The sequence below is a fragment of the Actinoplanes sp. NBC_00393 genome, from assembly GCF_036053395.1.
In the GTDB taxonomy this organism is placed as follows: Bacteria; Actinomycetota; Actinomycetes; order Mycobacteriales; family Micromonosporaceae; genus Actinoplanes.
Genome location: NZ_CP107942.1, coordinates 1,485,866 through 1,506,619, shown reverse-complemented (window position 1 = coordinate 1,506,619; position 20,754 = coordinate 1,485,866). Strand labels below are relative to the sequence as shown.

At 71.4% G+C, this 20,754-nt stretch carries 20 protein-coding genes and 1 pseudogene; 11 read left to right on the top strand and 10 right to left on the bottom strand.

All coding sequences use genetic code 11. The annotated features are described in order from the left end of the window. The first annotated feature begins 72 nt into the window (after positions 1-72). Positions 73-1,077, top strand: a complete 1,005-nt coding sequence (locus OHA21_RS06855) for a LacI family DNA-binding transcriptional regulator (protein ID WP_328471299.1) — start codon at positions 73-75, stop codon at positions 1,075-1,077. A gap of 141 nt (positions 1,078-1,218) precedes the next feature. Here OHA21_RS06855 and OHA21_RS06850 read toward each other — a convergent pair whose 3' ends face one another. From OHA21_RS06850 to OHA21_RS06840, 3 genes are all read right to left on the bottom strand, one after another. Further along, positions 1,219-1,881 carry a GntR family transcriptional regulator gene (locus OHA21_RS06850; protein ID WP_328471297.1) on the bottom strand — a complete coding sequence of 221 codons (663 nt, stop codon included), beginning with the start codon at positions 1,879-1,881 and terminating at the stop codon, positions 1,219-1,221. A 226-nt stretch (positions 1,882-2,107) separates the two neighbouring features. Beyond that, positions 2,108-3,511, bottom strand: coding sequence for an aldehyde dehydrogenase family protein (locus tag OHA21_RS06845; RefSeq protein ID WP_328471295.1), 1,404 nt, complete (start codon positions 3,509-3,511; stop codon positions 2,108-2,110). Further along, the gene (locus OHA21_RS06840; protein WP_328471293.1) at positions 3,508-5,457 is read right to left on the bottom strand and encodes a GMC family oxidoreductase; all 1,950 of its coding nucleotides are present in this window, start codon (positions 5,455-5,457) and stop codon (positions 3,508-3,510) included. Before OHA21_RS06840 ends, OHA21_RS06845 begins: the two co-directional genes overlap by 4 nt. A gap of 189 nt (positions 5,458-5,646) precedes the next feature. Here OHA21_RS06840 and OHA21_RS06835 point away from each other — a divergent pair, with 189 nt between their 5' ends. Beyond that, the gene (locus OHA21_RS06835) at positions 5,647-6,729 is read left to right on the top strand and encodes an NAD(P)/FAD-dependent oxidoreductase (RefSeq protein ID WP_328471291.1); all 1,083 of its coding nucleotides are present in this window, start codon (positions 5,647-5,649) and stop codon (positions 6,727-6,729) included. A gap of 140 nt (positions 6,730-6,869) precedes the next feature. Here OHA21_RS06835 and OHA21_RS06830 read toward each other — a convergent pair whose 3' ends face one another. Further along, positions 6,870-7,292, bottom strand: coding sequence for a hypothetical protein (locus OHA21_RS06830; protein WP_328471289.1), 423 nt, complete (start codon positions 7,290-7,292; stop codon positions 6,870-6,872). A 133-nt stretch (positions 7,293-7,425) separates the two neighbouring features. Then, positions 7,426-8,049, bottom strand: a complete 624-nt coding sequence (locus tag OHA21_RS06825; RefSeq protein WP_328471287.1) for a class I SAM-dependent methyltransferase — start codon at positions 8,047-8,049, stop codon at positions 7,426-7,428. A gap of 355 nt (positions 8,050-8,404) precedes the next feature. Here OHA21_RS06825 and OHA21_RS06820 point away from each other — a divergent pair, with 355 nt between their 5' ends. Both OHA21_RS06820 and OHA21_RS52665 read left to right on the top strand, forming a co-directional pair. After that, the gene (locus OHA21_RS06820; RefSeq protein ID WP_328471285.1) at positions 8,405-10,054 is read left to right on the top strand and encodes an aminotransferase class V-fold PLP-dependent enzyme; all 1,650 of its coding nucleotides are present in this window, start codon (positions 8,405-8,407) and stop codon (positions 10,052-10,054) included. Positions 10,055-10,252: 198 nt separating this feature from the next. Beyond that, a pseudogene (locus OHA21_RS52665) lies at positions 10,253-10,297 on the top strand (hypothetical protein); the annotation flags it as partial. On the opposite strand, the gene OHA21_RS06815 reads toward OHA21_RS52665, so the two are convergent. Beyond that, positions 10,281-12,542 (bottom strand): AfsR/SARP family transcriptional regulator, encoded by a 2,262-nt coding sequence (locus tag OHA21_RS06815; protein ID WP_328471283.1) that lies wholly within the window; start codon positions 12,540-12,542, stop codon positions 10,281-10,283. The pseudogene OHA21_RS52665 and the gene OHA21_RS06815 sit on opposite strands and share 17 nt — an antisense overlap. A gap of 60 nt (positions 12,543-12,602) precedes the next feature. On the opposite strand from OHA21_RS06815, the gene OHA21_RS06810 reads away from it, so the two are divergent. The 6 genes from OHA21_RS06810 (at position 12,603) to OHA21_RS06785 (ending at position 17,390) form a co-directional block, all read left to right on the top strand. Continuing rightward, positions 12,603-13,466: an alpha/beta fold hydrolase gene (locus OHA21_RS06810; RefSeq protein WP_328471282.1), complete on the top strand. Its 864-nt coding sequence runs from the start codon at positions 12,603-12,605 to the stop codon at positions 13,464-13,466. A gap of 185 nt (positions 13,467-13,651) precedes the next feature. Further along, positions 13,652-14,212, top strand: coding sequence for a TetR/AcrR family transcriptional regulator (locus tag OHA21_RS06805; RefSeq protein ID WP_328471280.1), 561 nt, complete (start codon positions 13,652-13,654; stop codon positions 14,210-14,212). Next, positions 14,209-15,354: an FAD-dependent oxidoreductase gene (locus OHA21_RS06800; protein WP_328471278.1), complete on the top strand. Its 1,146-nt coding sequence runs from the start codon at positions 14,209-14,211 to the stop codon at positions 15,352-15,354. The genes OHA21_RS06805 and OHA21_RS06800 overlap by 4 nt, the downstream gene beginning before the upstream one ends. Before the next feature lie 49 nt (positions 15,355-15,403). After that, positions 15,404-15,835, top strand: a complete 432-nt coding sequence (locus OHA21_RS06795) for an iron chaperone (protein WP_328471276.1) — start codon at positions 15,404-15,406, stop codon at positions 15,833-15,835. 70 nt (positions 15,836-15,905) lie between these two features. Further along, complete coding sequence (locus OHA21_RS06790) at positions 15,906-16,967, top strand: aldose epimerase family protein (RefSeq protein WP_328471274.1); 1,062 nt, start codon at positions 15,906-15,908, stop codon at positions 16,965-16,967. Positions 16,968-16,985: 18 nt separating this feature from the next. Next, positions 16,986-17,390: a PPOX class F420-dependent oxidoreductase gene (locus OHA21_RS06785; protein ID WP_328471272.1), complete on the top strand. Its 405-nt coding sequence runs from the start codon at positions 16,986-16,988 to the stop codon at positions 17,388-17,390. Here the strand turns inward: OHA21_RS06785 and OHA21_RS06780 are convergent. The 3 genes from OHA21_RS06780 to OHA21_RS06770 all read right to left on the bottom strand — a co-directional run bounded on the left by OHA21_RS06780 (position 17,368) and on the right by OHA21_RS06770 (position 19,451). Continuing rightward, the gene (locus OHA21_RS06780; RefSeq protein ID WP_328471270.1) at positions 17,368-17,673 is read right to left on the bottom strand and encodes a hypothetical protein; all 306 of its coding nucleotides are present in this window, start codon (positions 17,671-17,673) and stop codon (positions 17,368-17,370) included. The two genes, OHA21_RS06785 and OHA21_RS06780, sit on opposite strands and share 23 nt — an antisense overlap. Beyond that, positions 17,670-18,005 carry a hypothetical protein gene (locus OHA21_RS06775; protein ID WP_328471268.1) on the bottom strand — a complete coding sequence of 112 codons (336 nt, stop codon included), beginning with the start codon at positions 18,003-18,005 and terminating at the stop codon, positions 17,670-17,672. Before OHA21_RS06775 ends, OHA21_RS06780 begins: the two co-directional genes overlap by 4 nt. Positions 18,006-18,110: 105 nt before the next feature. Then, positions 18,111-19,451: an SMI1/KNR4 family protein gene (locus tag OHA21_RS06770; protein WP_328471266.1), complete on the bottom strand. Its 1,341-nt coding sequence runs from the start codon at positions 19,449-19,451 to the stop codon at positions 18,111-18,113. A 22-nt stretch (positions 19,452-19,473) separates the two neighbouring features. Between OHA21_RS06770 and OHA21_RS06765 the strand changes: the two genes are divergently transcribed. After that, positions 19,474-20,061 carry a helix-turn-helix domain-containing protein gene (locus tag OHA21_RS06765; protein ID WP_328471264.1) on the top strand — a complete coding sequence of 196 codons (588 nt, stop codon included), beginning with the start codon at positions 19,474-19,476 and terminating at the stop codon, positions 20,059-20,061. On the opposite strand, the gene OHA21_RS06760 is transcribed toward OHA21_RS06765, so the two are convergent. Continuing rightward, positions 20,053-20,709, bottom strand: coding sequence for a cyclase family protein (locus OHA21_RS06760; protein WP_328471262.1), 657 nt, complete (start codon positions 20,707-20,709; stop codon positions 20,053-20,055). The two genes, OHA21_RS06765 and OHA21_RS06760, sit on opposite strands and share 9 nt — an antisense overlap. Positions 20,710-20,754 lie beyond the last annotated feature (45 nt).

Sequence of the window (20,754 nt, the reverse complement as noted above, 5' to 3'; positions counted from 1 at the left end):
GAGATCAACTCTAGAACGTTCTAGTTCGCGTGCCGATAGAACGTTCTAGTGATCACAAAGTAAGCTTTCCCGGTGCAGTCAGCAGACCGCAGGACTACGCTCGCCGACGTCGCGGCCGAGGCCGGGGTGTCGGTGGCGCTCGTGTCGATCGTGATGCGCGGTGCGCCGGGTGCCGGGGCCGCCACCCGGGAGCGGGTGCTCAAGGTGGCCCGCCAGCTCGGCTACCAGCCGGACAGCCGGGCCCGACTGCTGCGCAGCGGGCGCACCCGGCTGCTCGGGGTGGTGTTCGACGTCCGGCATCCGTTCCACGACGATCTGCTCACCGGGCTCTACGACGCTGCGGGCCGGGTGGGGTACGAGTTGACGCTCAGCGCCGTGACCCCGCGGCGGAACGAGCGCACCGCGATCGACGGGCTGCTGCAGGACCGGTGCGAGGCGCTGGTTCTGTTCGGCGGGCGGTTGCGGACGGCCGAGCTGGCCACGATCGCGGCCCGGCTGCCGGTCGTGGCGATGATGCGCGGGGTCCGGCATCGTGACGTCGACGTGGTGCGCACTGATGATCCGCTCGGCTCGCAGCAGGCCGTCGACCATCTGGTGGCGCTCGGGCATCGGGACATCGCGCACGTCGACGGCGGTCTCATTCACGGGTCCGCGGAACGTCGCCGGGGGTATTACGAGGCCATGCGCCGGCACGGGCTGGCGGATCAGGTGCGGGTGCTGTCCGGCGGCGCCGGTGAAGAGGACGGCGCACGAGCTGCGGCGGGGCTGCTGGCTTCACCGCCGACCGCGGTCACGGTGTTCAACGATCTGAGCGCGGCTGGGCTGCTTGATGTGCTGCGCCGCAACGGGCTGGACGTGCCGGGGGACATCAGCGTGGTCGGGTATGACGACAGCAGCTTCAGCCGGCTGGCGCATATTGATCTGACTACGGTCGCGCAGGATGTCGAGGCCATGGCGGCGGGTGCGATCTCCCGGGCGGTGGAGCGGATCGAGGGGGCGGTGGTCGAGCGCCGGGAGGTGGTCATCGCGCCGCGATTGGTGGTGCGAGGCACCACCGGGCGGCCGGACGGGCGCTGACCTGCTCGGGGCGATAGGCCCTGACCAGCTCGGCATGAAAGGCGCAAGCAGGCGCGGACCGCGCCCAGGAGACGCTGACCAGCTCGGCATGAAGGGCGCAGGTAGGCGCAGGCCGACGCGGCGCGCGACCGGGAAGGGTGATCAGCGCGGCTTGCCGCGGATGGCGATGATCGCGTTGAGGCTGTGCTGCCGGGTGCAACGTTCGAGCTCGGCCGGCGAGACCTCGTCGTCGCGTAGCTGGCGCAGCAGCTCGTCGTGCTCGTCGACCGCGCTGGCCAGTCGCTTGGCTGGGTAGAGGGAGACCAGCACGCGGGAAGCGTCGATCCGGTCCCAGAGACGGTCCAGCGACTCGATCAGGTAATCGTTGTCTCCCCGGGCGTAGATCGCGCGGTGGAAGCGGCGGTGCAATGACATGACCTTCTCGTGGTCCATCGGCCCGGCGACCTGGGCGCGCAGCGCGTCGTTGTAACCCTGCGCCTCCTTGATCACGCCGGCGGTGATCCGGCGGCGGGCTCGGGTCACCGCGTAGCCGTCGAGCAGGGCGAGCATTTCGACGAGCTGTTCCCAGGCCTCGCCGTCGAGGGTGTTGACCCGGGCGCCGACGTTGCGTTCGAAGGTGACCAGGCTCTCGGCTTCGAGCCGCCGGATCGCCTCGCGCACCGGGACCGGGCTGACGTCGAGATCACGGGCGATGACGCTTAGCACCAGGCGGTCGCCGGGGGCGTAGCGGCCGTGGACGATGTCCTCGCGGAGCGCTCGGTAGACCGCCTCGTGCTTGGACAGACCTCCCGAGGAGAGCTGCAACGCGACACCCCCTCTGGACGGCCGGAAGCTGATCGTATATCGTCGTGAAATCGTATACGATCTTGCCGGTACCGGGTGACCGGACGGGGGAAGATCCAGCCTCGCCGATCTGCGGGCGAACGGTTGGGTCTACCGGCAAGTGGGGGCCTGGGGCCCGGGCCGACTGGCCCGGGCCGCGGCCGGCGGTCCGTCTCGGTACGCCGGCCCACCGCAAAACAGCAGGCTCTCAGAGCTGGATCGACTTGATCTGGGTGTATTCCAGGATCCCGTACGGGCCGAGCTCCCGCCCGTGCCCGGACTGCTTGTAACCCCCGAACGGCGCAAGCGGGTTGAACGCCGCCCCGTTGATCTCGACCTGTCCGGTCCGCAATCGGCGGGCCACCCGGACCGCCCGGTCCCGGTCACCCGACCACACGCCACCGGCCAGCCCGTAGTCGCTGTTGTTGGCGATCCGGACCGCGTCGTCCTCGTCCTCGTACGGGATCAGAGCCAGCACCGGCCCGAAGATCTCCTCGCGCGCGATGGTCATCTCCGGTGTGACGTCGCTGAACACTGTCGGGCGTACGAAATATCCCTGATCGACCGGCGGCGAAGCGCCGCCGCAGACCAGCTTGGCGCCCTCTGCCTCGCCCCGCGCGATGTAATCGCGGACCCGATCGCGCTGCGTCGCCGAAACCAGCGGCCCCAGCGCGGTGCCCGGATCGAACGGGTCCCCCACCGTGATCTGCCCGGCGACCGCGGCCGCGATCTCCTCCACCACCGGCAGCGACTGCCGCGGCACCAGCATCCGGGTCAGCGCCGAACAGGTCTGCCCCGAGTTGATGTAGCACTTGGCGATCCCGTCGGCCACGGCCTGCTTCAGATCCGCGTCGTCGAGGATGATGTTCGCCGACTTTCCGCCGAGCTCGAGTGCGACCTTCTTCACGGTCGCCGCCGCGAGCTCGCTGACCCGCCGCCCGGCCCGGGTCGACCCGGTGAACGACACCATGTCCACATCCGGATGCCCGGCCAGTGCCTCCCCGACCACCGGACCGTACCCGGTGACCAGGTTGAACACGCCGGCCGGCAGCCCCACCTCGTCGAGGATCTCGGCGAGCAAGAAGGCGCTGAGCGGAGCGACTTCGCTGGGTTTGACCACGATGGTGCATCCGGCCACCAGCGCCGGCGCCACCTTGGCGGCGACCTGGTGCAGCGGGTAGTTCCACGGCGTGATCGCCGCGACCACGCCGACCGGCTCCCGTTCGATCAGCGAGTTCCCGATCCGCTGCTGCCAGGGCAGGTCCTCGACGAGGTGCTGCATCGACGCGAACGTGGCGGCCGGCAGTCCGGCCTGCACGCCCATCGCGAACGGCAGCGGCGACCCCATCTCCCGCGCGATCAGCGCCGCGATCTCCTCGGCCCGCTGCTGCAACCGCAGCGACACCGCGCTGCACAGCGCGACCCGGTCGGCGAGCGGCGTCGCAGCCCAGCCGTCGAAGGCCGCACGGGCCGCGGCCACTGCGGCATCGGCATCAGCCGCGGTGCCGGCCGGGACCTCGGCAAAGACCTCTTCGGTGTACGCGTTGACGACCTCGATCATCTCGTCCGAGGTGGACGGTACCCACTGCCCACCGATGAAAAGGTTCTTCACAGCGCCGCCTCCTTGATGTTCTCGGCGGTCCTCGACGCCAGGGCCATGATCGTGATCATCGGGTTGGTGCCGGACGGGGTCGGGAACGCCGAGGCGTCACCGATCCACACCCCCGGCGTGTCGTGCAGCTCGCCGCGCGGGTCGGCCACGCTGGTGGCCGGGTCGGCGCCCATCCGGCAGCTGCCCATCTGGTGCGCGCTGAAGATCGTGGCGCCGCCGGCCCGCAACGGCACCCGCTGGGCCCGGGCGATGTACGCCTCCAGGTCATCCCCGTACCGCCAAGGTGGAATACCCCGGGCCAGCAGCCGGATGCCGCGAGCCCCGGCCGCGTGGTGCAGCCGGATCTGCGCTTCCAGAGCGCGGTGCGTCATCCGGACGTCCCGTTCGTCGGTCAACTCGTACCAATGCACGGTGTTGCCGGACGCGTCCAGGGTGACCCGGCCGTGCCCGTGATCGCGGATCAACCCGATGTACGAGCCGTTGTTGCGATAGTCGGCAAGCGCCTGCTTGTGCTCGGCCCCGCTGGTGAACGGCAGCGCGGAAGCCCCCAGCCCGGTGCTGTACTGCACGCTCTCCATCAGGAAGCCGTAGCCGTCCTCGACGTCGGCGAACTCGTTGACCAGCCCGGCCTGCGGCGCGCCCCACCAGGCCTGCATGTCCGTGCCGTAATCACCCATGGTGACCGTGCACGGGTGCAGCCGCAGGTAGTCCCCCACCGCCGGCCCGCCGATCCCGGTGCGCAGCAGCACACCCGGCGATTCCAGTGCTCCGGCAGCCAGAACGACGACCGGCGCCCGTACCGTGACGGCTGCTCCGTCCACTGTGCGGCCCTGCGCCCCGGCGGCCCGGCCGTTCTCCACCAGGATCTTCTCGACGTGGCAGCCGTCGACCACGCGGGCGCCGTGCTCGGTGACGGCCGGTTCCAGGTAGACCTTGAGGGTCGAGCGTTTCGCCCCGGACGGATCCCCGAAGCCGAGGTGCCCGGCGATCGCCGGGTCGTGCCGTTTCTCGTCCCAGTTGCGGTAGATGGTGGCGAACGACCAGCCGAGCGCGTCGGCGCCCCGATGCATCGCCTCGTGCACCCGGTTGAACTCGGAACACTGGTCGGTGACCGACAACTCGCGCCACACCGCGTCCAGGTGCTTGTCGAACGCCGGCGTCGCCACATCACTCAGACCGTGGTCCTCGGCCCACTGGCGGCGTACCCAATCCTTGGTCTTCAGGCAGTTGGTCCAATTGATCACGGTGCCGCCGCCGAGCCCGGCGCCGGCCATCAGCGTGACGTTCAGATCGGCGGTCGGGTTGGGGCCGCCACGCCAGTAGGAGTTCTGGTACGCAGCGAGTTCGAGCTGGTGGAAATCGGCCTCGGTGCGGTAGCGGCCGGCCTCCAGAACGACCACCCGGGCGCCGGACGCGGCGAGCCGGCCGGCGATCAGGCCACCGCCGGCGCCGGAGCCGATCACCACGACGTCCGCGTCCAGCTCGAGGTCGCCGTCCGGCCGGATCGGGGTGATGGCCGGCTCGTCCGGCGGCGGAACCGCGGAGACCGCGCCGGGATAACCGAGCCGCGTCCAGTTCGGATTGCGCCCGGACGCGTCCGCGGCGCCATAGGTGAGCAGCAGGATGATGCTGGTCAGCGAGCCGATGCCGGCCGCGGCCTGCGCCGAGGCCAGCGACAGCGTGGTGAGGATCTGCTCGCGCGACTCCTGCGAGGTCGTCGGGCGGAAGCCCTGCGCGCCGAGCACGTCGAGCAGGCCGCCGAGGGCCAGCCGCTGCTCTTCCGGCATGGCCGCCAGCATCGTCAGCACGCCCTGGTCGGTGCCGACGTCGGTGGCGCGGCGGCGCCAGAAACCGTCGGAGTCGTCCGGATGTGGGAGGGAAGGGACCACGGTGTCGCAGAGCAGCCGCAACACCTGGGTCTGGGAGGGAGTGAGGATCTCGGTCACGAGGCGGTCCTCCTACTTCGGCCTTCGGCGGAGAAGGTCGGTGGCCGTACGAGACCATCAATGTACGGCCTCCGGCACGCTCCTCAGTGGATTCTTCGTTGACTAGATGCGTGACGGGGGTGTGTAGATGCTGCGCAGATACCGTGCACGCGGCGGGCTGTGGGCGGATTCGGACTTAACGTCCGGGTGGTGGAGACAGTCGATGTTCTCGTGGTGGGTGCGGGTCTGGCCGGCCTGCAGACCGCCCGTCTGCTGGCCGAGCACGGCCTGAGCGTGCAGGTGGTCGAGCGACGCCGGTCGCTTACGGTGGGCATTCGCACGACCGGCATCTTTGTACGGCGTACGCTGACCGATTTCTCGTTGCCGGACCATCTGCTCGGGCCGGGCATCCGGGACGTGCTCCTGTATCCGCCGTCGCGGCGGGCCCCGATCCACCTGACCAGTGACCGCGACGAATACCGGGTGGCCGACATGGCCGGCGTCTACGACCATGCCCGGCGGGCGGCGGAATCCGCTGGGGCGCGGGTGTCGCTGGGCGTCCGCTATCCGGAGGAAGTCCGCGTCTCCCCCAGGTTCCTGATCGGCGCCGACGGCGCCCGGTCCCGGGTGGCCCGCGACCTCGGCCTCTCCCAGAACCGCCACTTCCTCATCGGCGCCGAATTCGTGCACCCGGTGGCCCCTGGCAGCGTCCCGGCGTTCCACTGTGTCCTCGACCCGCACGTCGCCCCCGGCTATCTGGCCTGGGTGCTGGACGACGGGCATTCCGCGCACATCGGCGTGGCCGGCTACCCGGGCGCCATGCGCGCCGGGGTGCGGCAGGCACTGGAGTCGTTCGCCGCCACCGCGCCCGGCCTGCGGGACAGCCTCGGCCCGGTGACGCGGCGTGGTGGCCCGATCCCGGTCGGCGGGGTGTTGCCCCGGCTGGCCTGCCCCCGCGGCCTGCTCGTCGGGGATGCGGCCGGGGCGGTCTCCCCGCTGACCGCCGGCGGCCTGGACCCGTGCCTGCGCCTGTCCGCCCTGGCCGCCGCCGTGACCGCCGAATATCTGCACACCGGCGACCCGTCTGTATTGCGCCGCTACGACGGGGCCTCGCTGCGCACCCGCTTCCGCGGCCGGCTCCTGCTGCGCCGCGCCTATGCGGCTGTCCGCTCTCCGGCCCTGACCGAGGCCGCGTTCGCGATGCTGCGCCCGCGCGTCGGTCGTGCCCTGGCCGCCCGGGTCCTTTTCAACGACGGCTCCTTCCCCGACGTCCCCGTACCCGTACCCGGCTGACCACCAGCGCTTTCTCAGCCGCCGCGAAGCAGCCCTGGCGGTCAGCCGGGCCACGAGGGCTGACCGGCAGCGCTCTCTCAGCCGCCGTGAAGCAGCCCTGGCGGTCAGCCGGGCCGCGAGGGCTGACCGGCAGCGCTTTGTCAGCCGCCCGCGCGGCCCACGCACTCAACACGGCCTCGGCCGTCGCTCACGCTTGTCATGCCGCAAACCCGCCTGACGTCGGCCCGACCACCCGAGCCGTCGCTCACGCTGGAAATAAGCAGCCCGAGGCCCGCCTGAGCGGCGGCCGAGCCGAACGAGCCGCCACCCACGCCGGTAACAAGAGCCCGGAAACCCGCCTGAGCGGCGGCCGGACCGAACCAGCCGCCACCCACGCCCGCAACAACAACCCCGAAACCCGCCTCAGCGGCGGCCGGACCGAACCAGCCGCCACCCACGCCCGCAACAACAACCCCGAAACCCGCCTCAGCGGCGGCCGAGCCGGACGAGCCGCCACCCACGCCGGTAACAAGAGCCCGGAAACCCGCCTCAGCGACGGCCGGACCGAACCAGCCGCCACCCACGCCCGTAATGAGGGACCGGAAGCCGGTGCGACGGCTGGGCCACAAGTTCGGCTGGCGCTGAGGCTGTTCGGCGGCCCACGAAACAGCACTCAAAGCCAGCCGTGCAAGTTCGGCCTGGGCGCGGCGCGGGTCGTCAAGACCTGGTGGCGTGCAGGCGTTCGATGGTGCCGGCCTTGAGTCGTTCGGCTTCGGCGACGGCGAAGCCGGCGGACTCGACCAGCGGCCGCTGCCGGCGGGTGAAGTGCTCGCCGGCGGTGGCGATGGTGATGCGTTCGAGCAGCCACTGCAGCGCGCGGACCGGCGGCCAGGTGCTGGCTACATGGTCGAGCAGCAGCAGGCGGCCGCCAGGGATCAGGACGCGGTGCATCTCGGCGATCGCGGTGCGCGGCTCGGGAATGGTGCACAGTGAGAGCGCGCAGACCACGGTGTCGAACGAGCCGTCCGCGAACGGCAGCTGCTGGGCGTCGCCTTCACGCAGGTCGGCGCGGAGGCCGAGGTCGGCGGCTCGGCGGCGGGCGTGGGTGAGCATCTCGGGGCTGAGGTCGATTCCGGTGATCTCAGAGTTCGCCGGGAGGTGCGGCAAGTTGCGGCCGGTCCCGACGCCCACGTCGAGGATGCGGCCGGTGGCCCGGGCGCCGAGCCATTCCCGGCCGCCGGTGAACCAGTGCCTCTCCAGGAACGCGATCTGCCGGTCGTAGTTCGGCGCGCTGCGGTCCCAGACCCGGCGGGCCTTGGCGGTCTGCTCCGATGCGTCCACGGCTTTCACCGTAACTGCTGGCCGCAGCCGGAACCGCCAACCGGGGGCCGGAGGGACCGGCGCGGGGAGGCGGTCCGGGAGGAGGCGGTCCGGGGCGAGGCGGTCCGGGGCGAGGCGGTCCGGGGCGAGGCGGTCCGGGGCGAGACCGGGCCGGGGCGAGACCGGGCCGGGGCGAGACCGGGCCGGGGCGAGACCGGGCCGGGGCGAGACCGGGCCGGGGCGAGACCGGCCGGCGCGGGGCGGCGCCGGGTGAAGCTGAGGCCGCTGACTGCGGTGGAGGCGGGGAGCCGGGCAAGGGTGGGGGGTGGCCGAATGACCGACAGCGCAGGTGGACACCGTGCGGCACCGTGGAGCGATGGGGAAGCTGGAGCGGATCCGGGAAGGGCTGGCCGGGGCCGGGCGGATGCTGGACGGGCCGTTCGGGGCGCGGCGGGTGACCTACGCCGACTACACGGCTTCCGGCCAGGCGCTCGACTTCGTCGAGGATTTCATCCGGGAGCAGGTGCTGACCGGTTATGCGAACACGCACACCGAGGCGTCCGCGACCGGCGCGCAGACCGGCGCGCTGCGGGAGGAGGCCCGGGCGATCATTCACCGCAGTGTGGGCGCCGGCCCCGAGCACGTGGTGATCTTCTGCGGGTCCGGGTCGACGGCTGCGGTGGCCAAGCTGGTCGGCATCCTCGGGCTGCGCATTCCGGAGAATCTGGATGATCGGTACGCCCTGAGCACCCGAATCCCCCACCACGACCGCCCGGTGATCTTCGTAGGCCCGTACGAGCACCATTCCAACGAACTCCCCTGGCGCGAGTCGATCGCCGACGTTGTGGAGATCGAGTCGGACCACACCGGCCACGTCGACCTGACCGCCCTGGACCGCGCGCTGACCGCCTACGCCGACCGCCCGCTGCGCATCGGCAGTTTCTCCGCGGCCTCCAACGTCACCGGCATCCTGACCGACGCCGCCGCGGTGTCCCGGGTGCTGCGCGATCACGGCGCTCTCTCGGTTTGGGACTACGCCGCCGCCGGCCCGTACGTGCCGATCTCGATGACCGGCAAGGACGCCGTCTTCCTGTCCCCGCACAAGTTCGCCGGCGGCCCGCAGACCCCGGGCGTGCTGGTCGTGGACCGGCGCCTGATGACGAACCGGGTCCCGGTCACGCCGGGCGGCGGCACGGTGGCCTACGTGGACCCGACCGGCCACCGCTACCTGCAGGATCCGGTGGCCCGCGAGGAGGGCGGCACCCCGGCGATCGTCGAGTCGATCCGCGCGGGCCTGGTCTTCGCCGTGAAGGACAGCATCGGCACCGACCTCATCGAGGCCCGCGAACGCGAACTCTGGCAGCGCGCCCGCCACCGCTGGACCGCCGAGCGCAACATCCAGATCCTCGGCGACCTGGACGCCGACCGCCTGTCGATCGTGTCGTTCCAGATCCGCGCCGGCGACCGCTACCTGCATCACAACTTCGTCGCCGCTCTGCTCAATGACCTGTTCGGTATCCAGGCCCGCAGCGGCTGCTCGTGCGCCGGCCCGTACGGGCATCGGCTGCTCGGCATCGACGAGGCCCACTCGCGCGAGTTCCGCGGCGAGATCCTGGACGGCTGGGAGGGCATCAAACCGGGCTGGACCCGGCTGAACCTGAACTACTTCATCTCGGACGCGGTCGCCGATTTCCTGATCGAGGCGGTCACGCTGATCGCCCGGTACGGCGCCCGGCTGCTGCCCGACTACCGGTTCGACCCGCGGACGGCGCGGTGGACGCACGTCCGGCACGTGCCGCCGCCGGTCCGGCTCGCCGATCTGCGACTGTGCGACGACGGCACAGTGTCGATGCCGATCGCGCCGACGGCCACCGCAGGTGAGGACGCTCTGGCCGGTTACCTCGACGAGGCACGCCGGATCCTTGTCCGCAGAACCGAGCCGGCTGACGGCGTACGCCTGAATCTGCCCCTGGGTTTCGAGAAGCTGCGCTGGTTCCTGCTGCCGGACGCCTGCCTGGATAGATGAACGTCGAGCGACCTAACTCTCGGCATTCGGGCACGCCTGCAACCTCTACGGGTAACGCCGTTCCCGTGACCGAGACCATTGTGATCCTGACCCTCGTCGTCGCCACCGCAAGCTGACCGAGGACGAATTCCGCAAGATCGCCCGGAGGTTGACCGATCACTCCCGGCGCAACCCGGTCACCTCGCACGACATCGAGGCATGATCAACAGCTCGGTTCTGCAGCAGGCTACGCCGGAGGATGTGGTCCGGGTGTCGGCTCATCTGGCCGCGGGTGGCTGGCCCCTCGCCGACCCGCCGGCCGACTGAGCCGCTGGTCGACCGCGCCGAGCCGCTGGTCGACCGCATCGAGCCGCCGGTCGACCGCATCGAGCCGCTGGTCAACCGCATCGAGCCGCTGGTCGACCGCATCGAGGCGCCGGCCGATCGCGTCGAGGAAGCCACGGACCGGGCCAACAGTCAGCAGCCCGCTGGCCGCACCGGCCCATTCTCCGGCCGCCGGGCCCAGCGCCTGCTGGGCCCGGCGCATCGCCGCCCCATCACCGGCATCCACCGCGGCCTGCGCAAACAGGCACCAGAGCGCCTCGGCCAGCAGCCCGGGCGGCGGATCAGGCAGGTCACCCAGGGCGACGCCCGGGCTGAGCAAGGGCCGGACCCACATTTCGTACGGACCCCAGGCGCCTTCATCGACCAACGGCAGCCCGCGCCGCAGCCGGACGCCGAGCAGCGCGAGAGACAGCAGCCCGTCCCGCATCCCGGGCATCCCGGCGTTGTCGAGGCGGGCCGCGGCCGCCCGGTAAGCCTGCTCGACGCGAGCCAATTCGTCCGGGACCTCCGCCGCCCCGCCCGGAACCGGGGCTGCGCCGGCCGACGGAGCCATACCGAGCGCAAAGCCGGCCGGCGGAGCCATACCGAGCGCAAAGCCGGCCGGCGGAGCCATACCGAGCGCAAAGCCGGCTGGCGGACCAGTACCGGGCGCCAAGCCGGCCGACAGAGCCTCACCGGCCGCTCCACCCGTCATGTCGGCCCGCAACGCCCGGTACCACTCCGTGAAGACGCCGACCAGCGGTAACGAATGCCTGGCCGCGAGGGCATCAGCCGCCGCCGCGTGCCGGTCGGCCTCGGCGAACGAGGCCACGGCTGCCTGGGCCTGCATCCTGATCAGGTGGCCGAGGACCTCCGCCGGCCCCAGCGCGTGCCGCCCGGCAACCGCGACGATCTCCGCGCCGATCGCGTCCCGCCGGCCCGACTGCCCGGTTCCGCGGCAGCTCTGCAGGAACACCCCGTTGAGCGCGAACACCAGCAACCCGGGATCGTCGAGCGACCGCGCGATCGCTTCGGCCTCCACCGCGCACTCCCACGGCCGGGGATCGGTGACACCTCGCGATTCGACCGCGACGGTGGCCAGCAACCGGGCCCGCGCCGTCGGATGCGCCCCGGCAGGCAGCGCGGCCAGGGCACGCTCAGCCGCGGCCACCACCGCGGCCGCCTGCGCCGGATCATCCACCCGGGTCCAGATGGCCGGCACGTCGTAGGCGCCGATCACCCGGGCCGTCAATTCGGGATCGTTGAGTTGCTCAGCAGCGGCGACCGCTGCCGCCCGCTGCTCCCGGGCCGCCTCCAGCCCTTCCGGCCCGGCGACCGCCAGGTTCCGCAGCAGCCCGACCGCCGCTTCCAGCCGGGCGCCGCCGTGCAGCACCCGGTCGTACGTCGCCGCGGCCCGCGCCCAGACCGCTTCCGCCTCCGGGTGATCGAGGTGCGGCTTCTGCTGGAGGATGTCGCTCTCCAGCTCGCGCAGACCCGGACCCGGATCGATCCCGAGCTGCCCGGCGAGCAGCGTGCGGGCCCGGCGCAGCACCGCGAGCGCATCAGCCTGCCGCCCGGACCGGTAGAGCGCCAACGCCAGCAGCCGCCACCCCTCCTCCCGCCACGGGTGCTCGGCCACGTGCGCGTCCAGGTCGGGCACCGCTTCGGCAGCGCGACCCACCTCGAGCCGGGCGTTCGCCAGGCGTTCGACGGCGTGCAGCCGCAGTTCGGTCAGGCGGGCACGCTCGGGGCGGACCCAGGCGGCGTCCGGGAAGTCCGCGTACGCCGACCCGCGCCACTCGGCCAGTGCATCGGTGAGCTGGGCGAGCGTGGCGGACGGGTCGACGGCGGTCTGCTCGAAACGCCAGGCGTCCACGTCGCCGGTTGTGGGCTTCAGCGCGTACCCCGGGCCTTTGGTGATGAGCAGAGCCGCCGGCGCCCTGGGTGGCCGATCCGGTTCCAGCGCGCGCCGCAGGGCCGCCACGAAGGTGCGGACCGCGGCGACCGCGCCGTCCGGAGGCGCCACCCAGAGATCGTCGACCAGGGCGGTGACCGGGACGACCCGACCGCGGGCGACCAAGAGCCGGGCCAGCACCGCGCGATGCATCGGGCCCTTCAGCGCGACCGGGCGGCCGGCCGGATCCTCGGCGGCCACCGGTCCCAGCACACCGAACCGGATCCGCACGCAGGTCACGCTACCGCCGTGCTCATCCAATGCTCATCCGGACCCGCGACAGTTTCTCCCATGAACTTCGAACACCTGCGAGTCCCCGTCGCCGAGGGCGTCGAACTGCACACCGCCGTCGCCGGTTCCGGCAGCCCGATCGTGCTGCTGCACGGCTTCCCGCAGAGCCATCTGATGTGGCGGCACGTCGCCGCCGACCTGGCCGCCGACCACACGGTGATCTGCCCGGACCTGCGCGGTTACGGCGCCAGCGACAAGCCGGCCGAGGACGGCCCGGACACCTACAGCAAGCGGACCATGGGCGCCGACATCGTCGAGTTGGCCCGGCGACTGGGCCACGACCGGTTCGCGCTGGCCGGCCACGACCGGGGTGCGCTGGTCGCGATCCGCACCGCCATGGACCACCCGGACACCGTCACCCACCTGGCGTCGCTCGACGTGCTGCCGACGCTGGACATGTGGGACGTGATGCACGGGACGAGCGCCGCCGTCGGCTTTCACCTGTACCTGATGGCCCAGCCGCCCGGCCTGCCGGAACGCATGATCGCCGCGACCGCCGACGAGTTCTTCGGCCACTTCCTGGACCTCTGGGCGAACGACCCTGCCGCCATCCCGCCGGACGTCCGCGCCGCCTACCTGGACGCTTGCCGGAACGCTGTCCCGTCGATCGTCGCCGACTACCGCGCTTCGGCCGGCATCGACGTCGAGCACGACCGCGCCGACCGCGAGGCCGGCCGGGTCCTGCCGATGCCGGTCACCGTCCTGCAGCAGGACTGGGGTTCGATGCTCGGCTTCGACGCCGCCGCCCGGTGGCGGGCCTGGGCCCCGGACCTGCGGCACGTGCCGGTCAGCTGCGGCCACTTCATGGCCGAGGAGGCCCCGGATCTGGTGACACAGGAGATCCGCAAACTCCTGACCCGCTGAAGCCAGCTGACGCTCAGCGCTGCCTCCCGGCCGCCGAAGCAGCCCTGGCCGTCAGCCGAGGTTCGCCAGCTGACGCTCAGCGCTGCCTCCCGGCCGCCGAAGCAGCCCTGGCCGTCAGCTGGGTTTGGAGTTTGGTCGATTGCCCAATACGATTGGCCTGGACGATCGACCAGGGAGGCGACCACATGGTGACCGCGACCGAACGAGGCCGTGAAGTGCGGGAGCGCATGCTGCGCGCCGCATCCGAGCTGATAGTCGAGCGCGGGTGGACTGCCACCACCACCCGGGTGGTGGCCGAGCGCGCCGGCGTGGCGCCCGGCCTGGTCCACTACCACTTCCGCTCGGTCCAGGCCCTGCTCACCGAGGCCGCCCTGGACACCGCCCGCGCCCTCACCGCGCAGGTCACGCCACTGTTGGCCGGCACCCGCAGCGCCGCCGACGCGGTGGATCGGCTGTTCCGGGCGCTCGACCCGCACACCGGCACCGACCCGGCCTCGGTGCTGCTGGTCGAGGCGTACCTGGCGGCCACCCGGGACGAGCAACTCCGGCAGCAGCTTGCCGAGGTGATCCGCGACTTCCGCCGCGACCTGGCCGACCGGCTCGCCGCCCACGGCGTGCCCGGCCCGGAGACCACCGCGGCCGTGGTCGCCGCCGCTGTGGACGGCGTGATGCTGCACCGCGCGCTGCTCGGCCCGGAGCGCGGCGACACCACCACCGTCCTGCGCCGCCTGGTCCGGTCCCGATGAGAGCGATCGTCTGCGGCGCCGGCATCGCCGGTCTGGCCCTGGCCCGGCAGCTCGACACGGCCGGCGTCGAGGTCGTCGTGATCGAGCGCTCCCCCGGCCCGCACCCCAGCGGCTACATGATCGACTTCTTCGGTCCAGGTTACGACGCCGCCGAGGCGATGGGCGTGCTGCCCCGCATCCAGCAGCTCGGCTACCGGGTCGACGAGCTCGCCTACTGCGATGACACCGGCCGCCGCCGCGCCGGCCTGAAATACTCCGAGTTCGCCCGCGCCGCCGGCGGCCGTGTCGTCAGCATCATGCGCCCCGATCTGGAGCAGGCCCTGATCAGCGATGTCGACGTCCGTTACGGCCGCAGACTCACGGCGATCGACAACCGGGCGGACGGCGTCACCGTCACGCTGGACAACGGCGAGACCCTCACCGCCGACCTGCTGGCCGGCTGCGACGGCATCCACTCGGCGACCCGCGCCCTGACCTTCGGCCCGGAACGCGATCACGTCCACTACCTCGGTTTCCACACGGCGGCGTACACGTTCGACGATCCCGTCGCGCACGCCGAGGTCGCCGGCCGGTTCTGCATGACCGACACGCTGCACCACACGCTCGGGTTCTACGGCTTGCGCGACGGGCGGGTGGCGGTTTTCGCGGTGCATCCGGCCGACGACCCCACGCGTCCCGCCGACGTCCGTGCGGCGCTGCGCGACGAATACGGTGACCTGGGCTGGATCGCGCCGCGGGCGCTGGCCGCCTGCCCGCCGTCCGGCGAGGTCTACTACGACCAGGTCGCGCAGGCGATCGTCCCGGCCTGGAGCAGCAGCCGGGTGGTTCTGCTGGGCGATTCCGCGTACGCCGTCTCGCTCCTGGCCGGGCAGGGCGCCTCGCTCGCGGTGGCCGGCGCGAGCGTGCTGGCGCGCGAGCTGACCAGCCGCGCATCGATCGATGCGGCTTTTCTGGGGTACGAGCAGACGCTGCGCCCTCTCGTGACCGCAACCCAGGACCGGGCCCGTCGCGGCACCCGCTGGTTCGTCCCGCGCACGCCCGCCCAGCGCTGGCTGCGCCGCACCGTGCTGCGCGGGGCGGGCCTGCCGTTCGCCGACCGCCTCCTGGCGAACGCGGTGATCGGCAAGGCGACTGCACTCTGATCAGCTTTCAAGAAGCGCAGCTCCGGCCCGGCTTCCTAGCATGGAGCGCATGGCTGAGAAGACACCCGCGGCGTTCAGTGACGAGGAGAAGGCCGCGATGAAGGAGCGTGCCGCCGAGGTGAAGGCGGCCCGTCGCGGCAAGAGCAAGGCCGATCCCGAGGCCGCCGTGCTAGCGAAGATCGGCGAGTTGCCGGAGGCCGATCGTGCCCTGGCGGAACGGGTCCACGCCATCATCAGGGCCAGCGCACCCGAGTTGACGCCGAAGCTCTACTACGGGATGCCGGCGTATGCGAAGAACGGCAAGGTCCTGTGCTTCTTCCAGTCGGCGGCGAAGTTCAAGACGCGGTATTCCACGCTGGGCTTCGAGGAGATCGCGAACCTCGACGAGGGAACCATGTGGCCGAGCGCTTTCGCGATCACCGAACTGACCGCTGCGGACGAGAAGCGGATCGCCGATCTCGTCAGGCGGGCAGCCGGCTGATCGGACATCGGTGAGCCGGTATGCTTCCCGCCACGCACCGTAACGATCAAGTCGGGAGTTGATGTCGGTCATGTCGCTGGATGCCGTTTCCGTCGCTCAGGAGGCGTGGGGTTCCACCCCGGCCGGCGCGGTCGACCGGTACACCCTCAGCAACGGCAGCGGCCTGCGGGTCAGCGTCCTCACCTACGGCGGGATCGTGCAGTCGATCGAGGTGCCGGACCGGGGCGGCAACACCGCGAACGTGGCGCTCGGCTTCGCCTCGATCCAGGGCTACCTGGACAACCCCGGCCCGTACTTCGGGGCGATCATCGGCCGGTACGGCAACCGGATCGCCAAGGGACAGTTCACCATCGACGGGCTGGCGGTCCAGGTGCCGGTCAACGACGGTCCGAACAGCCTGCACGGCGGCACGCCCGGCTTCGACCAGCGGATCTGGGAGGCCACGGTCACCGACGACGGCGCGCTGGTGCTCCACCACGTCAGCCCCGACGGCGACCAGGGCTTCCCGGGCACGCTGTGGGTGACGGTCACCTACCGCCTCACCGCCGACAACGGCCTGCGGATCGACTACCGGGCCACCACCGACACGGCGACCGTGGTCAACCTGACCAACCACAGCTACTTCAACCTGGCCGGTGACGGCTCCGGCAACGTGTACGACCACGTGCTGCGCATCGACGCCGACGCTTTCACGCCGGTCGACGCCACTCTCATCCCGACCGGCGAGATCGCCCCGGTGGACGGCACGCCGCTGGACTTCCGTACTCCCACCGCGATCGGCGAGCGCATCCGCGAGGACCACACCCAGCTGCGCTACGGCAGCGGATACGACCACAACTGGGTGCTCAACAACCCGGAAGCCGGCCTGCGGGTCGTCGCCCACGTCGCCGAGCCCGGCACCGGCCGAAGCCTGACCGTGCACACCACCGAGCCCGGTATGCAGTTCTACTCCGGCAACTTCCTGACCGGCACGTTCGCCGGAGCCAGCGGCCACCTGTACCGCCAGGGCGACGGCCTCGCCCTGGAGACCCAGCACTTCCCGGACTCCCCCAACCACCCGCAGTTCCCCACCACGGAGCTGCGCCCCGGCCAGACCTACGAGTCGACCACGGTGTACGAGTTCGGATGGTGATCGCATAGGGTCGCTGTCATGACGACTGCGAACGCCATCATCCCGGACGATCTTCGTGACCTGCTGGAGCGGCCGCTCTTCGCCGACCTGGCCACGGTTCGGGAGGACGGCAGCCCGCAGGTCAATCCGATGTGGTACGCCTGGGACGGTGAGGTCATCCGCTTCACCCACACGAACTTCCGGCGCAAGTTCAAGAACATCCAGGCGAACCCGGCCGTCGCGATCTCGATCATCGACCCGGAGAATCCGTACCGCTACATCGAGGTGCGCGGGGTTGTGGAGCGCATCGAGCCGGACCCGACCGGCGCGTTCTACATGGAGCTGGCCAACCGGTACAACGCGCCGTTCGGCACCGACGCGCCGAAGGACGCGCCCGACCGGGTGATCTTCGTGGTGCGTCCTACCGCTGTCGGGAAGCGCTGAGGCTCGGTGTGATGTCGGTCCGGACCACCGCCATCGCGATGGCCAGGGCCTCCCGGACGTCGTCGCAGGTCGGGCACTCGGCCGCCGGGCAGCCGGTGTGCCGGGCGGCCAGGTTGACGACCGCGGCGTGGAAGGCGATCACCTGCACCTGACGTTGTTCCCGGGCCGGGAGCCCGTCGAAGATCCGGGCGTACCGGTCGACGGCCGGCTCGGGGACATCGAAGTGTTCCGCCATGGCGCTGGTCCGCAGCGGCAGCGTGTCCTCGGCCGGCACCGCGATCACCTGCCGTTCCCGGCGAACCGGTGCCACAGTCGTGGCCGGCGTGGCCGCCGCCGGCCGACCATCTCGGCGAGCTCCATGTCGACCAGCTCGCGGCAGCCGGCCAGCGCGACGGTGAGCGCCGCTTTCAGCCCGTCACAGGTTCGGCAGACCGCCCGGCTGCAGTCGGCGCGGTGGTCCTGCGCGGTCCGCACCAGGATGGACGCCATGCCGCCCTCCGCGTACCCGAGCGGGCCGCACTCGCGCATCCGGGACCGGTAGCGGACCACCGAGTCGTCCTCGACGCCGTAGGCCTGCGCCGCCTCGCTGATGCTGCGGAGTGCTTCCTCATACACGTTCGCCCTCGCCTGCACGTTAGCCCCCGTCGCTCGGCGTGATGTTGATGTACACCGCAAGCTACCTTCGCCGGCCTACCGCCACCATGGACCGGAAAGCCGATGTCAGGGCAACGAGCCCTCCAGGACGGTTCGGGTGATCGGTGGACGGCCGAAGCGGCCGAGGATCTCGTTGGCCAGTTCCACGATGGACAGCGGGTTCGGGCTGCCCGGCACCTCGATGCCGGCGGCCAGCAGGCCCGGCGGCAGGGCGCCGGCGTCCAGCAGGGTCCGCCATTCCCGCGGCCCGAGCCGCAGGAATTCCAGGCCGGTCAACCGGCCGATCTCCAGCGGGTCGGCCAGGGTGCCCGGGTAGGCGGTCAAAGTGCGCAGCCGAGTCAGACCCATCACCGGTACGAGACTCAGCGGCTCGCCCTGCCAGACGCCGATGCCCAGCACCTCCAGGCGCGGGTCCACGGCCGCCTCGATGCTCGGCAGACTGCGGATGTTGATCCGGGCCACGACCGGCGGCTCGTCGGTGCGTTCGGACCGCCACGACTGGCGCCCGTTGAGCACCATGTCGGTGAGCGACTCGGCGAGCAGTGCGGCCCTGATGTTCTGCTCGTGGTCGATCATGATGATCTGGCCGATGTGGCCGCCCGGTCCCGGGGTCAGATCGATGGCGAGCCGGTCACCGCCGCCGTTGTCGCCGAAGGCGATCCAGCCGGGTGAGCCGACGAGGCCCTGCACCGCGGCGCCGGGCGGGGTGACCACCGCCTCGGTCGCAGCGAACTGCCAGAGGCTCGGCCGGGACGCCGCGTCAGCGATGTACACCTCTTCGAGCGGGAACAGCTCGCAACCGACCGCGTCCGACGCCCGCTCCGCCGCCTCGTAGTCGTCTCCCCAGTCCTTCCACTGCCCACGGGTCACCCGGTAGAGCGCCTTGAGTTCCTCCGGCATTGCGACACCGAGACGCGCCTCGGCCGCGGCGATCTCCGCCTCGGTCGCCCCGATGGCGCCGGGGATCCGATCGCGCAGCGTCCGCTCCAACCGGCCCGGATCCGCTGACGGCGCGGGGGTCGCCGTGGGCGCCGGCTCCGGCAGGCGCCGCCACGGCTCCGGCACGGCACCGTCGACCAGGACGAGCGAGCCCGGGTACGGCCCGAGCCCGGTCTCCACGGCAGGACCGTTGTCGATCAGGTGCAGCACCCGGCGTCCGGGCGCCTGCGCCTCCACGACGAACGAGAGGCCCTCCCGGCCATCGGCGATCAGCGCGTCCCGCACCCGGCCGACCGCATCCCACTCCTCCTGCATGTCGGACACCTGGGCGGCCCGGCCGGGAACCCATTGCGGCTTCGGCACCGGCACGCTCCAGGAGCCACGGCTGATCTGCCCGGCCGCGTGGCCGCCGGGGTCGAGCCGGATGAGTTTGAGCAGGGGAAGCCAGGTCGCGAAGTCATCGATCACGGGCGAAGATTATCGTTCAGGCGTGAAACCACTTCCGATCTCCCCGACCAGCGGCAAGGTGCAGATCGGCGCGCGGCTGCGGGCCGCCCGGCTGCGGCAGGGGCTCACCATCGACCAGGTCGCGGCGAGCGCGGAGGTCAGCAAGGGTTTCGTCAGCCGCATCGAGCGCGACGAGACGTCCCCGAGCGTGGCCACGCTGGTGACCATCTGCGAGGTGCTGTCACTGCCGGTCGGCGCGCTGTTCGAGGCGCCGGAGTTCGACCTGATCCGGGCCGGTGACGCGGCCCGGATCCAGCTGGCCGGGGACGGCTCGGACGAGCGGCTGCTCACCCCGCGCGGGCAGTCCCGGGTGCAGGTGGTGCGGTCGGTGGTCGAGCCGGGCGGCACCGGCGGCGCCGAGCTGTACACGCTGAACTGCGAGCTCGAGGTGCTGCACGTGCTCGACGGGGAGCTGGACGTGTTGTTCAGCCAGCACACGGTCCGGCTCGGGGCCGGCGACTCGCTGACCTTCTCCGGCCGGGAGCCGCACAGCTGGGTCAACCCGGATGCGGAGCGCACCGCCGAGGCGATCTGGGTGATCATCCCGGCCGCCTGGAACGTCTCACCGTAGGTCGATGGCGACCGCCCGGACCGGTGCGCCGTCAGCGCCGGAGAGGGCGATGGGCAGGCAGGAGACCAGCGGGTTCGGGAAGTCGACGAGTTCCAGGTTGCGGAAGTTCTCGCCGATGACTCCGCCCGCCTCGGCGATCAGGTGGTGCACCGGGTAGCCCTCGCCGGGATGGGCGCTGTCGGGCGTCTCGTCGAGGTTGACCGCGTCGATGCAGAACGTTCGGATCCCCCGGTCGAGCAGGCGACGGCAGGCGTCGGCGTCCAGGAACGGGTGGTCGTAGTAGGCCGGGGTGCCGTAATGCGCTGACCACCCCGTACAGATCAGGGCGATCGTGCCCGGCTCCAGGCGAGGCGCCGCCGCGCTGATGCGCTCCCAGGTGATGCGCCCGCGTGCCCCGGCTCCGCGGACGTCGATCAGCGCGCCGGGGCCGGTGAACAGGCTGAGGTCGAGTTCGTCGATGCGCGGTGCGTCGTCGCGGAAGTGGTAGGGCGCGTCGACGTGGGTGCCGGTCTGCGAGCCGAACTCGACGTGGAGCAGGTTGTAGCCCTCGCGGTCGACCGTCGCGTGCCGGGTGAAACGGACTTCCGGGTCGCCGGGGTAGACCTGCGTGCCCGGGCCGACCGGAATGGACAGGTCGACGATGCGCATTGTTTCCTCCTTCGAACTTCTTAGCAACAAGTGTTGCCTGTGAGG

What these genes read in the sequence shown, in the direction of transcription:
- OHA21_RS06820 (WP_328471285.1), top strand. Translation starts at nt 8,405, where the DNA reads ATGGGGAAGCTGGAGCGGATCCGGGAAGGGCTGGCCGGGGCCGGGCGG.
- OHA21_RS06810 (WP_328471282.1), top strand. Translation starts at nt 12,603, where the DNA reads ATGAACTTCGAACACCTGCGAGTCCCCGTCGCCGAGGGCGTCGAACTG.
- OHA21_RS06805 (WP_328471280.1), top strand. Translation starts at nt 13,652, where the DNA reads ATGGTGACCGCGACCGAACGAGGCCGTGAAGTGCGGGAGCGCATGCTG.
- OHA21_RS06800 (WP_328471278.1), top strand. Translation starts at nt 14,209, where the DNA reads ATGAGAGCGATCGTCTGCGGCGCCGGCATCGCCGGTCTGGCCCTGGCC.
- OHA21_RS06795 (WP_328471276.1), top strand. Translation starts at nt 15,404, where the DNA reads ATGGCTGAGAAGACACCCGCGGCGTTCAGTGACGAGGAGAAGGCCGCG.
- OHA21_RS06790 (WP_328471274.1), top strand. Translation starts at nt 15,906, where the DNA reads ATGTCGCTGGATGCCGTTTCCGTCGCTCAGGAGGCGTGGGGTTCCACC.
- OHA21_RS06785 (WP_328471272.1), top strand. Translation starts at nt 16,986, where the DNA reads ATGACGACTGCGAACGCCATCATCCCGGACGATCTTCGTGACCTGCTG.
- OHA21_RS06760 (WP_328471262.1), bottom strand. Translation starts at nt 20,709, where the DNA reads ATGCGCATCGTCGACCTGTCCATTCCGGTCGGCCCGGGCACGCAGGTC.